At 69.0% G+C, this 14,155-nt stretch carries 13 protein-coding genes and 3 tRNA genes; all 16 read right to left on the reverse strand.

The features are described from left to right. Nucleotides 1–105 precede the first annotated feature (105 nt). The 16 genes from AB0K10_RS16675 to AB0K10_RS16750 all read right to left on the reverse strand — a co-directional run bounded on the left by AB0K10_RS16675 (nucleotide 106) and on the right by AB0K10_RS16750 (nucleotide 14,113). Nucleotides 106–3,537 (reverse strand): DNA-directed RNA polymerase subunit beta, encoded by a 3,432-nt coding sequence (locus tag AB0K10_RS16675; RefSeq protein WP_363684268.1) that lies wholly within the window; start codon nucleotides 3,535–3,537, stop codon nucleotides 106–108. 575 nt (nucleotides 3,538–4,112) lie between these two features. Further along, complete coding sequence (gene rplL / locus AB0K10_RS16680) at nucleotides 4,113–4,502, reverse strand: 50S ribosomal protein L7/L12 (protein WP_266246348.1); 390 nt, start codon at nucleotides 4,500–4,502, stop codon at nucleotides 4,113–4,115. A gap of 52 nt (nucleotides 4,503–4,554) precedes the next feature. Next, on the reverse strand, nucleotides 4,555–5,103 hold the full coding sequence (gene rplJ, locus AB0K10_RS16685) for a 50S ribosomal protein L10 (protein ID WP_007465325.1): 549 nt from the start codon (nucleotides 5,101–5,103) through the stop codon (nucleotides 4,555–4,557). Between the two features lie 327 nt (nucleotides 5,104–5,430). Then, nucleotides 5,431–6,120, reverse strand: coding sequence for a hypothetical protein (locus tag AB0K10_RS16690; RefSeq protein WP_363684271.1), 690 nt, complete (start codon nucleotides 6,118–6,120; stop codon nucleotides 5,431–5,433). After that, the gene (locus tag AB0K10_RS16695) at nucleotides 6,117–6,971 is read right to left on the reverse strand and encodes an ATP-binding cassette domain-containing protein (RefSeq protein WP_363684273.1); all 855 of its coding nucleotides are present in this window, start codon (nucleotides 6,969–6,971) and stop codon (nucleotides 6,117–6,119) included. Before AB0K10_RS16695 ends, AB0K10_RS16690 begins: the two co-directional genes overlap by 4 nt. 69 nt (nucleotides 6,972–7,040) lie before the next feature. After that, nucleotides 7,041–7,757, reverse strand: coding sequence for a 50S ribosomal protein L1 (gene rplA / locus AB0K10_RS16700; protein ID WP_363684275.1), 717 nt, complete (start codon nucleotides 7,755–7,757; stop codon nucleotides 7,041–7,043). 78 nt (nucleotides 7,758–7,835) lie between these two features. Further along, nucleotides 7,836–8,267, reverse strand: coding sequence for a 50S ribosomal protein L11 (gene rplK, locus AB0K10_RS16705; protein ID WP_363684277.1), 432 nt, complete (start codon nucleotides 8,265–8,267; stop codon nucleotides 7,836–7,838). 187 nt (nucleotides 8,268–8,454) lie between these two features. After that, on the reverse strand, nucleotides 8,455–9,177 hold the full coding sequence (gene nusG / locus AB0K10_RS16710; RefSeq protein ID WP_363684279.1) for a transcription termination/antitermination protein NusG: 723 nt from the start codon (nucleotides 9,175–9,177) through the stop codon (nucleotides 8,455–8,457). Nucleotides 9,178–9,216: 39 nt separating this feature from the next. Beyond that, a complete protein-coding gene (secE, locus tag AB0K10_RS16715) occupies nucleotides 9,217–9,609 on the reverse strand; it encodes a preprotein translocase subunit SecE (protein WP_007465334.1) in 393 nt (130 codons plus the stop codon). A 213-nt stretch (nucleotides 9,610–9,822) separates the two neighbouring features. Beyond that, a tRNA-Trp gene (locus tag AB0K10_RS16720) sits at nucleotides 9,823–9,895 on the reverse strand. Between the two features lie 163 nt (nucleotides 9,896–10,058). After that, nucleotides 10,059–10,451, reverse strand: coding sequence for a MaoC family dehydratase (locus AB0K10_RS16725; RefSeq protein WP_363684282.1), 393 nt, complete (start codon nucleotides 10,449–10,451; stop codon nucleotides 10,059–10,061). 1 nt (nucleotide 10,452) lies between these two features. After that, nucleotides 10,453–10,899, reverse strand: coding sequence for a MaoC family dehydratase N-terminal domain-containing protein (locus AB0K10_RS16730; protein ID WP_363684284.1), 447 nt, complete (start codon nucleotides 10,897–10,899; stop codon nucleotides 10,453–10,455). Nucleotides 10,900–11,024: 125 nt separating this feature from the next. Continuing rightward, nucleotides 11,025–11,192: a 50S ribosomal protein L33 gene (gene rpmG, locus AB0K10_RS16735; protein WP_007073056.1), complete on the reverse strand. Its 168-nt coding sequence runs from the start codon at nucleotides 11,190–11,192 to the stop codon at nucleotides 11,025–11,027. A gap of 132 nt (nucleotides 11,193–11,324) precedes the next feature. Continuing rightward, nucleotides 11,325–11,397: transfer RNA gene (locus tag AB0K10_RS16740), tRNA-Met, on the reverse strand. Between the two features lie 24 nt (nucleotides 11,398–11,421). Beyond that, nucleotides 11,422–11,494 (reverse strand) — tRNA-Thr (locus tag AB0K10_RS16745). Nucleotides 11,495–11,587: 93 nt separating this feature from the next. After that, a complete protein-coding gene (locus AB0K10_RS16750; RefSeq protein ID WP_363684286.1) occupies nucleotides 11,588–14,113 on the reverse strand; it encodes a bifunctional diguanylate cyclase/phosphodiesterase in 2,526 nt (841 codons plus the stop codon). Between the last annotated feature and the right edge of the window lie 42 nt (nucleotides 14,114–14,155).

Below are 14,155 nucleotides of genomic sequence, written 5' to 3' on the forward strand. Positions count from 1 at the left end.
TTTCTTCTTCTCGCTGCCCCCCCCGGCTGCCCATTGTGTGGTGTTGTCCCTTGCTTGGGGGGGGGGGGGGGGGGCCCCCCCCCCCCCCCCCCCCGACCGCTCACCTCAGACCTCTTCGACCGAGCTCGGCTCGCGCCGGGACAGGTCGATGCCCAGCTCCTCGGCGGCCCGGAACACCTCGTCGTCGGTCTCGCGCATTTCCAGGGCCACACCGTCGCTGGAGAGCACCTCAACGTTGAGGCACAGCGACTGCAGCTCCTTGAGCAGCACCTTGAACGACTCCGGGATGCCCGGCTCCGGGATGTTCTCGCCCTTGACGATGGCCTCGTAGACCTTCACGCGGCCGAGCACGTCGTCGGACTTGATCGTGAGCAGCTCCTGCAGGGCGTAGGCAGCGCCGTACGCCTGCATCGCCCAGCACTCCATCTCACCGAAACGCTGACCACCGAACTGCGCCTTACCACCCAGCGGCTGCTGCGTGATCATCGAGTACGGGCCGGTCGATCGAGCGTGGATCTTGTCGTCGACCAGGTGGTTGAGCTTCAGGATGTAGACGTAGCCGACCGCGATCGGGTCCGGCAGAGGCTCACCGGAACGACCGTCGAACAGCTGCGCCTTGCCGGTACGCCCGATCAGCTGCTTGCCGTCCCGGTTGGGCAGGGTCGACTCGAGCAGACCGGAGATCTCCTCCTCGCGGGCACCGTCGAAGACCGGCGTGGCCACGTTGGTGTCACCCTCGGACTCGTGGGCGTCGATCGAGCGGAGCTGGCGCTTCCAGTCGGAGTCGTCACCCTCGACCTTCCACCCGGTCTTGGCGACCCAACCGAGGTGGGTCTCCAGAACCTGGCCGATGTTCATCCGGCTCGGCACACCGAGCGGGTTGAGCACGATGTCGACCGGGGTGCCGTCCTCCAGGAACGGCATGTCCTCGATCGGGAGGATCTTCGAGATGACGCCCTTGTTGCCGTGCCGACCGGCGAGCTTGTCGCCGTCCTGGATCTTGCGCTTCTGGGCGACGTAGACCCGGACCAGCTCGTTGACGCCCGGCGGCAACTCGTCGCCGTCCTCGCGGGAGAACGTACGCACACCGATGACCGTGCCGGTCTCGCCGTGCGGCACCTTCAGCGAGGTGTCCCGAACCTCACGCGCCTTCTCACCGAAGATCGCGCGGAGCAGCCGCTCCTCCGGGGTCAGCTCGGTCTCGCCCTTGGGCGTGACCTTGCCGACCAGGATGTCACCGGGGACGACCTCGGCGCCGATCCGGATGATGCCGCGCTCGTCGAGGTCAGCGAGCATTTCCTCGCTGACGTTCGGGATGTCGCGGGTGATCTCCTCCGGACCGAGCTTGGTGTCCCGGGCGTCGACCTCGTGCTCCTCGATGTGGATCGAGGTGAGCACGTCCTGCTGCACGAGGCGCTGCGACAGGATGATCGCGTCCTCGTAGTTGTGGCCCTCCCAGCACATGAACGCCACCAGCAGGTTGCGTCCGAGCGCCATCTCGCCCTCGTCGGTGCAGGGACCGTCGGCGATGACCTGACCGGCCTCGACGCGGTCGCCCTCGAAGACCACAGGCTTCTGGTTGACGCAGGAGCCGGCGTTGGAGCGGCGGAACTTGTGCAGCAGGTACGTCCGGCGGTGGCCGTCATCCTGGTGGATGGTGACGTAGTCGGCGCAGAGATCCTCGATCACACCGCCGACCTCGGCGACCACCACGTCGCCGGCGTCGACCGCGGCCCGGTACTCCATGCCCGTACCCACGAGCGGCGCCTCGGCCTTGACCAGCGGCACCGCCTGGCGCTGCATGTTCGCGCCCATCAGTGCCCGGTTGGCGTCGTCGTGCTCGAGGAACGGAATCATGGCGGTCGCGACCGAGGTCATCTGCCGGGGCGAGACGTCCATGTAGTCGACGGCACCGGGGACGACGTCCTCGGTCTCGCCGCCCTTACGACGGCAGAGCACCCGCTCCTCGGCGAACGTGCCGTCCGCCTTCAGTCGCGCGTTGGCCTGGGCCTTGACGAACCGGTCCTCCTCGTCCGCGGTCAGGTAGTCGATCTGGTCGGTGACCCGACCCTCGACGACCTTCCGGTACGGCGTCTCGATGAAGCCGAACGGGTTGACCCGGGCGAAGGTGGACAGCGCGCCGATCAGGCCGATGTTCGGGCCTTCCGGCGTCTCGATCGGGCACATCCGGCCGTAGTGGGACGGGTGCACGTCGCGGACCTCGAAGCCGGCCCGCTCCCGGGACAGACCACCCGGGCCGAGCGCGCTCAGCCGACGCCGGTGGGTCAGGCCCGCCAGCGGGTTGGTCTGGTCCATGAACTGGGACAGCTGCGACGTCCCGAAGAACTCCTTGATCGCCGCCACCACCGGGCGGATGTTGATCAGGGTCTGCGGGGTGATCGCCTCGACGTCCTGCGTGGTCATCCGCTCGCGGACGACCCGCTCCATGCGGGAGAGGCCGACCCGAACCTGGTTCTGGATCAGCTCACCCACGGTGCGCAGGCGACGGTTGCCGAAGTGGTCGATGTCGTCGGCCTCGTAGCCGTCCTCACCGGCGTGCAGCCGGCACAGGTACTCCACGGTGGCGACGATGTCGTCCTCGGTCAGCGTGCCGGTGGTGATCGGCACGTCGACTTCGAGCTTCTTGTTGAACTTGTAGCGCCCGACCTTGGCGACGTCGTACCTCTTCGGGTTGAAGAAGAGGTTGTCGAGCAGGGTCTGGGCGTTCTCGCGCGTCGGCGGCTCGCCAGGGCGCAGCTTGCGGTAGATGTCGAGCAGAGCCTCGTCGGCGCCGGCGATGTGGTCCTTCTCGAGCGTGGTCATCATCAGCTCGGACCAGCCGAACTTCTCACGAATCCGCTCGGCCGACCATCCGATGGCCTTGAGCAGGACCGTGACGGCCTGCCGACGCTTGCGGTCGATGCGAACGCCGACCGTGTCGCGCTTGTCGATGTCAAACTCCAGCCAGGCACCCCGACTCGGGATGACCTTGACGCTGGAGAGGTCGCGGTCGGAGGTCTTGTCCGGCTGCTTGTCGAAGTACACGCCCGGGGACCGGACGAGCTGGCTGACCACGACGCGCTCGGTGCCGTTGATGACGAAGGTGCCCTTGGGCGTCATCATCGGGAAGTCACCCATGAACACCGTCTGGCTCTTGATCTCGCCAGTGGTGTTGTTGGTGAACTCCGCGGTCACGAAGAGCGGAGCGCAGTAGGTCAGGTCCTTCTCCTTGCACTCCTCGATCGAGGCCTTGACCTCGTCGAAGCGCGGCGCCGAGAAGGAGAGTGACATGGTGCCGGAGAAGTCCTCAATGGGACTGATCTCTTCAAGGATCTCCGCGAGACCCGAGCGTGCGTGCGGGTCGTCCGCCGACCGGCCCTGCCAAGCCTCGTTGCCGACGAGCCAGTCGAAGGACTCGTTCTGGATGGCAAGGAGGTTGGGGACCTCGAGGTGTTCGGTGATCCTGCCGAATGAAACTCGGCGGGGAGCGAATGCGCTCGACGTACGACTGGTCTTCGCAGGGCGGGAAGCTGCCAAGATGCGTCCTTCCGAGGACCGGTGCTGCAGAACGGCTGGTACGCGTGCACTCCAATGACCCCACCAGAAATATCCGTAAACGGACATTTCCGAGCAGGGGTCAAGTCGGAAGGCAGCGCAAACTAGCAGTGTAGCCGAGAGGCTAACCGCTGTCCAGCCCACCCCGCAGGTCGTTCGCGGAACGCGCCTCGGCCCCCGTGAACCGGGGTCTGCCGGGCCGCTCAGAACGCAACGTCCCCACTGGGCCGCTCGGGTTGCCGCGGCTGATGGTGCCGCCGCTGTCATTACCCACGTCGTGGCCGTCGCAAGCGCGGTGTCTTGCTGGTGTTCAGCGTGCCTGGCAGCCCGGGGCCGCGTCAAGGGCCGGTATCCGGGTCGTCGGTTCTTTCCCACCTGAGGGCGACCGGGGCCGCTCGTCCGGTGGGCAGGCATCGACCAACGACGCCCAGCTCAGGACGGTTGTCGCCCGATCCACGAAACACGGCGGGCAGTGATCCGTGTCGGATCACCGCCCGCCGCGACGCGATCGTGTCCCAGCTCACCGAGCCGGGGATACGCGCAGGTGAAGCGTCAGGTCACTTGAGGGTGACCTTGGCGCCCTCACCCTCGAGCTTGGCCTTCGCCTTCTCGGCGGTCTCCTTGTTGACCTTCTCCAGGATGGCCTTCGGCGCGGACTCGACCGCGTCCTTGGCCTCCTTGAGGCCCAGGCCGGTCAGCTCACGCACGACCTTGATGACCTGGATCTTCTTGCCACCGTCAGCCTCGAGGACGACGTCGAACTCGTCCTTCTCCTCCTCGGCCGGGGCGGCAGCGCCACCGGCGCCACCGCCGGCAGCGGCAACCGCGACCGGAGCGGCGGCGGTGACCTCGAAGGTGTCCTCGAACTGCTTCACGAACTCGGAGAGCTCGATCAGCGTCATCTCCTTGAACGCGTCGAGCAGCTCGTCGGTGCTGAGCTTCGCCATATCTGGCGTCCTTTCTAAAGGTTGTCTATGAACGTGGGTGCGCCGCGCGGCCTCAGGCCGCCTCGGCGCCCTCCTGCTCGCGCTTCTTGTCCGCCAGGGCGGCCGCCGCGCGGGCGGCCTTGGAGAGCGGAGCCTGGAACAGGGCCGCGGCCTTGCTCAGGTTGCCCTTCATCGCGCCGGCCAGCTTGGCCAGCAGCACCTCGCGGGACTCCAGGTCGGCGAGCTTCGTGACCTCGGCCGCGGAAATGGCCCGGCCCTCGAAGACGCCGCCCTTGATGACGAGCTTCGGGTTGGCCTTCGCGAAGTCGCGAAGCCCCTTCGCCGCCTCGACGACGTCGCCCGAAACGAAAGTCAGCGCGGTAGGACCGGTGAACAGCTCGTCGAGGCCGTTGATGCCCGCGTCCGTCGCGGCACGCTTAGCCAGCGTGTTCTTCGCGACCGTGTAGCTGGTCTCGGCGCCGAGCGAGCGCCGCAGCTGGGTGAGCTGGGAAACCGTCAGACCGCGGTACTCGGTCAGCACGGTGGCGCCCGCGTTGCGGAAGCTCTCGGTCAGCTCAGCGACGGCCGTGGCCTTGTCGGCCCGGATCGGCTTGTCCGCCATGTCCCTCCTCTCTCGTTACTCGAGGCTGGTCCCCGATGCGGCCGAAGCCGGAGCGGGGGCGGAGGCGACGCGACAACGAAAAAACCCCGGCGCAGGGCGCACGGGGCGAGGGCCGGCGGATCAACACAGTCGGCGGACCATGTTCACTGCCGAGTTACGCTTGCCGCCCTACGCGGGTCGCCCGTTGTCGCGGGACCTTCGACCGTGCCGGAGCACGGTGACCAGCGGTCTCTGGGTGGTTCCTCATCCATGGAAACACGGATGACTGTTGAAGAGTACGCGGCCGCGTGACCAGCACCAAATCGGCCCTGGTGAGCCGAGTCACAGTCAGCCCTGGGCCCGCCGGCGCCACAGGTAGCCGCCGACCGCCGCGGCGCTCCACGCCAACGCCCAGAGCGTGAGCCCGAGCACTGTCAGCGCGGCAGCGTCACCCGCTGTCGTCCGGGCGGTGGCCATGATCGGCGGCACCAGCCAGGGGGCCACCGAACCCCGCAAGCCGAGAGCCACCGCGCCGACACCGCCGAGGGCCAGCACCGCCACGCCGTACGCGGCACCGCCCACCGACGCCCGGCTGGCCAGCGCGCCGAGGGCGACCGCCGCCGGTACGGCGAGCAGGTGCGCCCACAGCCCCAGCGCGATGCCGATGGGCACCGACCTGTCCCCCGGCTCGACCGGGCCGGTGACCCCGCCCACCAACCACGGGAAGACAAGCGCGACCGCCACCGCGACCAGCGCCGCCACACACGCCGCCAGGAGTCCGGCCAGGCGCTCCCGGGCCACCCCGACCGTCACCTGGGCGAGCCGGCGCTGCACGTCCGGCTCGATGTCCAGCAGGATCTTGGTCTGCCAGGCGAGCACCGGGAAGAGCACCACGGCCGAGACGCCGTACGCCTCCGCCGGCTGGGACCGGCCGCCGCCGTAGAGCGTGCCGAGCACGACGAGTCCCGCGAGCAACGGCGCCAACGCCCGACCGGTGCGCAGGAAACCCGACAGACGCATCCGCACCAGGGCGCTCATCGGGCCTCCCCCGCTGCCTGCTCGACGGCGTCCGCGCCCTCGGGCCGGTCGGGAGCCGGCGGAATTGACGGGGCCGCCGGGCGAGCCTGCGGTGCGGTGCTGGAGGCGTCGGCGCGTACTCGAAGAATCTGGTGGCCCTCGGCGCGCAACCGGGCGACGGTGCTGGCGACCCGCGCGGCCGGCACCGCGACCTCGACCACCGCGACGGCCTCGTCGTCGGTCGGCGCGGTCTCCTCGGTCAGCGTGCCGGCGGCCACCGCCCAGCGGCGCGCGGCCGGCAGCCGGACCGTCTCCCCGCGGTGGTCGCTCACCAGGACCGTGCCGCCATCGGCCAGCACCTCGTCGATCAGCCCGGGGACCAGCTCGCGGGTCGCCGCGTCGAGACCCTCCCACGGCTCGTCGAGAACCAGCAGGCCGGGCGGTCGCAGCATGGCCTGGGCGAGACCCACCTTCTGCGCGGTGCCCTTGGACAACTCCGGAAGTCGCACCGAACTGAACGCGCCCAGGCCGAGCCGCTGCGTCCAGGTCGTCACCGCCTCGTCGGCGGCCGACCGCCCCAAGCCGGCCACGCGGGCCATGCCGGTCAGATAGCGGGAAACGGTGAAGGGCTGATCGGCCGGAAAACGCTCCGGCACCCAGCCCACCCGGGCCGGCCGGTCGACGACGCGGCCCCGGCTCGGCCGCAGCACCCCGGCGGCCGCCTGGAGCAGCGTGGACTTGCCCACCCCGTTGCGGCCCAGGACGACCGCGACCTCACCCGGACCGATCTGCACGTTCACGCCCCGCAGCACCCACGGACCACGCCTGTGGTACCGCAACCAGACGTTCTCCAGCCGCATGCGGTCGAGCATCCCACACCACAGACGCGCCGGGGCGCCGCCACGATCGTGGCGGCGCCCCGGTACGAGCGAACTGTCGGCTCAGGCCTCGGCCTGGTCCTCACGGAGGTTCTTCACCAGGTTCGGGTCGACCGGAACGCCCGGGCCCATGGTGGTGGTGAGGATGACCTTGCGGAGGTACTTGCCCTTCGCCGCGGACGGCTTGGCGCGCAGCACCTCGTCGAGCACCGCCGCGTAGTTGTCCACCAGCTGGGTCTCCGTGAAGGAGGCCTTGCCGATGATCAGGTGCAGGTTGGAGTGCTTGTCCACCCGGAAGGTGATCTTGCCGCCCTTGATGTCCTGCACTGCCTTGGTGACGTCCATGGTCACCGTGCCGGTCTTCGGGTTCGGCATGAGACCGCGCGGGCCCAGGATCCGCGCGATCCGGCCGATCTTGGCCATCTGGTCCGGCGTGGCGATCGCCGCGTCGAAGTCGAGCCAACCACCCTGGATGCGGGCGACCAGCTCGTCGGTGCCCACCTCGTCCGCACCCGCGGCGGCGGCCTCTTCGGCCTTCGCGCCGCTGGCGAACACGATCACGCGGGCGGTCTTACCGGTGCCGTGCGGCAGGTTGACCGTGCCGCGGACCATCTGGTCCGCCTTGCGGGGGTCGACGCCGAGGCGCATGGCGACCTCGACCGTGGCGTCGAACTTGACGTTGGTGGTCTCCTTGGCCAGCTTCACGGCCTCGGAGGGGGTGTAGAGCTTCGACCGGTCGATGACGTCGGCGGCCTTGCGGTAGCTCTTGCTGCGCTGCATTGCTTGTTACTCCTGTGGTCTCTGGCGGGCCGCTCGGCGCGGGCCCTCCCACGGTCGGGTCGTCGGCAGGGCCGAACGTCAGTCGCTGACGGTGATGCCCATCGACCGGGCGGTGCCGGCGATGATCTTCTCGGCCTGGGCCAGGTCGTTGGCGTTGAGGTCGGCCATCTTCTTCTCGGCGATCTCACGCAGCTGGGCGCGGCTCACCGAGCCGACCTTCTCGGCCTGCGGGACGCCCGAACCCTTCTGCACACCGGCGGCCTTGATCAGCAGCCGAGCGGCGGGCGGGGTCTTCAGCACGAAGCTGAACGACCGGTCCTCGAACACGCTGATCTCGGCGGGGACGATGTCGCCCCGCTGGGACTCGGTCTGCGCGTTGTAGGACTTGCAGAACTCCATGATGTTCACGCCGTGCTGGCCGAGCGCGGGGCCGACCGGCGGCGCCGGCGTGGCCTGGCCCGCCGGCAGCTGAAGCGTGAACGTCTTGACGAGCTTCTTCTTCGGAGGCATGTCACTTCCTGGGGCTTGGAGCTGGGAAAATGCGGCCGTCGCCGCCCTCGGGACGCGCACGGTCAGCGCGGTGCGACAGCGGCGACGTTCAAGAGTAGCGCAGGCCGCAGCCCACTCGTCCGCCGAGGTCGAGAGGGAGGGCGTACGCCGACGTCGGCGGCGGGCCGGGCCCGCCGCCGACGACCGGTCAGATCTTGGCGACCTGGTTGAAGTTGAGCTCCACCGGGGTCTCCCGGCCGAAGATCGACACCAACACCTTGAGCTTCTGCTGGTCGGCGTTGATCTCGCTGATCGTGGCCGGCAGCGACGCGAACGCGCCGTCGGTGACGGTGACCGAGTCGCCGACCTCGAAGTCGAGGACCTTGATCTCCGGCTTGGTCTTCTTCTGCTCGGTCTCGACGGCCGGCGCCAGCCACTTCAGCACCTCGTCGAGGGAGAGCGGCGCGGGCCGGTCGGCCCGGTCGGTCGCGCCCACGAAGCCGGTCACACCCGGGGTGTTGCGGACACACGAGTAGGACTCGGCGGTCAGCTCCATCCGGACGAGGATGTAGCCCGGGAAGACCTTGGCCTGGATCTGGGAACGCTTACCGTTCTTGACCTCGACCTCTTCCCGGGTCGGCACCTCGACCTGGTAGATGAAGTCCTCCATGTCGAGGCTCGTGATCCGGGTCTCGAGGTTGGTCTTCACCTTGTTCTCGTAACCGGCGTACGAGTGCACCACGTACCAGTCACCCGGTGCGTAGCGCAGCTTCTGCCGCAGCTCGGCGACCGGGTCGTACTCCTCGTCCGGCTCAGGCTCGGTGGTGGGGAACTCCGGCTCGCTGGCGGCCTCAACCGACTCGTCACCAGCCGCCGTCGCGACCGTGGACTGCTCGTCCACCGGTCCGGCGGTCTCGTCGTACTCAGGCACGCTCGCTCACTTCCGTCACTATCGGCTGGAGACAGCCGGTCAGTCCGAGTTGCCGAAGACGAACAACACGACCTTGGCGAAGCCGTAGTCCAGCACGCCCACGATCGTCAGCATCACCGCGACGAACGTGACCACCACGGCGGTGTACGTCAGCAACTCCTTGCGGGTCGGCCAGATGACCTTACGCAGTTCGGCAACGACCTCGCGGAAAAACCGGGCGATGCGGCCGAACACGCCCACCCGACCGGTTTCCGACCTCGTGGTCGGCCGGCTGTCCGCCGATTCCGCCCGGGCGCGGGACCGCGTCGCGGTGCCTCCCCGGGAGACCGGCTCGTCCGCGCTGGTGGCGTCGTCGTCGGCTACGTCGTCGACGACCTCGTCGTCCAGACGATCGTCGCCGGCGTCCTCGCCGCGCCGCTTGTTGTCGGCCACTTCGCCCTCCGTCGCGGAATCTCGGGTCGCACGCCGGGCGGCGTGCGCGGCGCTGGTCACGCCAGCCGGGCCAAACCGTCCCGCGACGGGCCGCGGCCGGTGGATCAACCGGGGGCCCCGAATGCCTCGGAACCACCCCGCCGATGCCACCACCACGGGCCGGACGCCGCCTTGTCGGCGGCGCGACCCACGGGAACGGTCAGGCCTGAGGCGCAGGGGTGACAGGACTTGAACCTGCAGCCTGCGGTTTTGGAGACCGCTGCTCTGCCAATTGAGCTACACCCCTGTGCGGCAACACTCGCCCCACGCGGTCACAGACGACCGTGCAGGGGTCACTTGCCCCACGGCGGACCAGTGTACGGGTAGGCGCCCGACTTTCCCAACCGGTCTCCCCGCCACGCGTGGCGGACCTGGTCGGGCGTGTCGTCGCCGACGGCCACCGGGGCGGTTCAGCGCCCTGTGCGGATGGTCGCCCGCGCCTGCGAGAGGATCTTCTCGCCCAGACACGTCGCCGTCACATCGAGCCGGGTCAACCCGTCCTCGGTCACCTCACGAACCTTCGCGGTGACCTCGATCTCGGTCCCCTGGTCGTCGTCGGGGACCACCACCGGTCGGGTGAAGCGAACGCCGTACTCGACCACCGCGTCGGGCTTGCCGGCCCACTCGGCGACCGCCCGACCGACCAGGGCCATCGTGAACATGCCGTGCGCGATCACGCCGGGCAGCCCCACCTTCGTGGCGACCCGGTCGCTCCAGTGGATCGGGTTGAAGTCACCCGAGGCGCCGGCGTAGCGGACCAGGTCCGCCCGGGTCACCCGGAACGTCTTGACTGGCAGCTCCATCTCAGGCCTCCCCGCGAATGACGTACCGGGCCCAGACGGCGACCACCGGTTCCCCGTCGACGGTGCTCACGTCCGTGCGGGTGGTCAGGAAGCCGTGCCCGCCCCGGTTGCTGACGTCCTCGATGGTGTTCGTGCAGACCAGCTCGTCGCCCGCGACCACCGGCCGGGTGTACGCGAACCGCTGGTCGCCGTGCACCAGCCGGCTGTAGTCCACGCCCAGGGCCGGGTCCTCGATGATCTGACGGCTCGCCGCCATGGTGACGATCACCGGGAAGGTCGGCGGGGCGACCAAGTCCGGGTGGCCCAGCGCCTGCGCCGCCACCGGGTCGTGGTGGGCCGCGTCGGTGGCCCCGATGGCCGTGGCGAACTCACGGATCTTTTCTCGGCCCACCTGGTAGGGGGCGGTCGGCGGATACGTCCGGCCGACGAAGGAAGGGTCCAGAGACATGCCGCGAACCTACACGGAAAGCACAATCGCCGATCCTGTCGGCAGGCTGCGGCGGAACCGCAGCGTGCCGGTCAGATCGGCGATTGGAAAGGCTTCGTCAATGACCGGCGTGTGCCGGTCAGAGATCAGCGGGTCTCGCGGTGAACCGTGTGCCGGCCGTCGCGCGGGCAGAACTTCTTCAGCTCGATGCGGTCGGGGTCGTTCCGGCGGTTCTTGCGCGTGATGTAGTTGCGCTCCTTGCACTCCACACACGCCAAAGTGATCTTCGGCCGGACATCGGTAGCCTTCGCCACGGCGGAGTGCCTTCCTCGCTAACGGAAACAACTACGACGCGTCAGCCTAGACGCTGACTGCGCGGACATGCAAAGTGGGCGCCAGTGGCGCCCACCTCAACGACCACCGGGAACGAGCCCGGAAGACGAGAGTAGCGGTGGCCGGACTTGAACCGGCGACACAGCGATTATGAGCCGCTTGCTCTGCCATCTGAGCTACACCGCCGCGGTGGGTCCAGCTGAACCCTCGAGCCCCCTTACGGAATCGAACCGTAGACCTTCTCCTTACCATGGAGACGCTCTGCCGACTGAGCTAAGGGGGCCTGCGCGATCTCCCCGTGGGGCGCGCAGAAGTAAGAGTACACGGCCCGGGTCGGCAGGTGAAATCGGATCCCCGGTGATCGTCTACACCCAGCTCAGGGCACGACACGCAGGCGCGGAAGCTCGGCGCCGGAGATCGTTTCGGGGTCGACCTGAGCGCCGAACCAGGCCGCCAACCGCTCGTACGGCAGCGGCCGACTGAACAGGAAGCCCTGGCCGATCTCGCACCCGATGTCCTGAAGGAGCTCCAGGGTCAGCTCGCTCTCCACACCCTCGGCGACCACGGCCAGACCGAACTGCTGGGAGAGCGTCACCACCGCGTTGACGATCGCCAGGTCCCCCGGATCGGTCGCCATGCCCTGCACGAAGGACCGGTCCACCTTCACCTCGTGCACCGGCAGGCGGCGCAGATGGGCGAGCGAGGAGTCACCGGTGCCGAAGTCGTCCACCGACAGCCGGACGCCGAGATCGCGGAGCCTGCGCAGCGTCGGGATCGGTCGGTCCGTGCCGTCCAGGACCCCCGACTCGGTGATCTCCAGGGTGAGGCGCTGCGCCGGCACCCCGTACTCGGTCAACAGCTCCTGCACCCGGTCCGGGAAGTGCTGGTCGGTCAGCGAACGGGCGGCGAGGTTCACCGCGATGGGCAGCGGCTGGTCGGCCTGGGCCCAGTCTCGGCTGCGCCGCAACCCCTCGCGAAGCACCACCTCGGTCAGCCTGCTCAACTGGCCGGTGTGCGCGGCCACCGCCACGAAGTCCTCGGGAGCGACGGTGCCGTGGGTCGGATGCTCCCACCGGGCCAGGCACTCGACACCGACCAGACGCCGGTCCCCCAGGGTCACCTTGGGCTGGAAGTAGACCTCCAGCTCGTCCTGGTCCAGCGCGCGGCGCAGGTCGCCGGCCAGACCCAACCGGCGCAGGGACCGGGACTCCAGAGCCGGGTTGAACAACTGCACGCTGCCCGGCACCGACTTGGCCGCCGTGGCCGCCAGGTCGACCCGTTGCAGCAGGGTCGCCGCGTCACTGCCGTGATCGGGATACACGGCCACTCCGACGGCGGTGTCCACGTCGAGGGTGAGCGCGTCGAACACCATCTCGTCGCGGATCTGCTCACGTAACTGGGCGGCCATCTCCAACGCCGCGTCGGCGCTCTCCAACCGCAGCGTCACCAGGAACTCGTCCCCGCCGGCGCGGCCGACCAGGGCCGATGACGGCGCGCGCGCCCGCAGCCGGTCCGCGACCTCGGCGAGGACCTTGTCCCCCGCCGCGTGGCCGAGAGACTCGTTGACCTGGCGCAACCCGTCGACGTCGAAGAGCAGCAGAGCCACCACCTCGCCGGGTGCCCGGATCTTGACCGACTCGTCCAGCGCCCCGCTGATCCGTCGCCGGTTCGGCAGCCGGGTCAGGGCGTCGTGGTACGCGTCGTGCCGCAGCCGGTCGACCAGCCGCGAATTCTCCAGCGCGACCGCCGCGTGCGCCGCCACCGTCTCGAAGACGGGGATGTCGGCGGGGGCGAAGTGCCCGACGTCGCTGAGACGGTTGATCACCTCCAGCGTGCCGATGACCGCCTGCCCCGATCGCAGCGGCACCGCGATCACGTCCTTGACCTTCGCGTCAGCGAGCGCCGAACGCAACGTGGGGTTACCGCCGAAGGCCCGGCCGAGGGCAACCGTCTGGCCCGACTCGCGAGCCTTCTCCCGGATCGCCAGCGGGGTACGCGCGACGTCGAGGAGACCCCGGTCGTCGAGGCGGGCGCTCAGCAGAACCTCCGGGTGCCGGCCCTGTGCCGGAAGCCACAACGTGGCGTACTCGGCCTGCATGAGAGAGCGGATCCGGCCGAGGAGCACGTCCGCCAGGCCGCCCTCATGGCCCGCCTCGCTCATGGCCCGCGTCAGCTCGTACATGCCACCCAGAGTCCGGTGCTGGCGGAGGAACTGGGAGTAGGAGCGGTAGAGCAACACGCCGGCCACCGCCAGCGCGAGCAGGAGCAGACTCGACCAGAGGGTCGTCACCAGCGCGATGAGGATGACCATCCCGACGGCTACGTTCAGCGCCGTGGTCAACAGCACCTGGACGGCGGTGCCCATCGTCTCGCGGGTGCCCTGCCAGCCTTGCAGGAGAGTGATCACGCCGACCACAGCCACCAGGCTGATGAGCGAGTTGGCGGTGACGGCCGCGAAGAGCACGCCCCAGGTCGACGGCCCTACTGAGGTCAGCGGTGGCGCAACGGCCAGCACCAGGCCGGCCACCGAGGCACCAGCCGCCCCCCGAGCAACGTTGAACCAGAACTTCGGCGCTGCGTAACCTCGGTGCATCTGGGTGAACACCGCGGCTGCGGTGGCGATGACGACGACGAGCAGCGGTGACAACCGGTACAGCGCAAGCACGAGCGGAATCTCGGTGAGAGTCACCACGACGGCCTGACGGCGGACCACGAAGTTGAGCGTCGGGATACCGGCGGCAACCATCACCACCAGCAGCACCAGTGCAATCGGCCAGTCTCTGAGGCGGATCGGCACCGACAGCGCAAGGACCAACAAGCCCGCCAGCGCGACTCCGGCGAGGGGGGCCGTAATCAGCCAGGCATGTTCAGTCGTACGACGGGGGCCGGCCTTAGGTGACACGGTGCCGCCCTGTCATCGCTCACGCTGTCCGGGGATCGCAAT

This window comes from Micromonospora sp. NPDC049274, from assembly GCF_040678875.1.
Lineage (GTDB): Bacteria > Actinomycetota > Actinomycetes > Mycobacteriales > Micromonosporaceae > Micromonospora.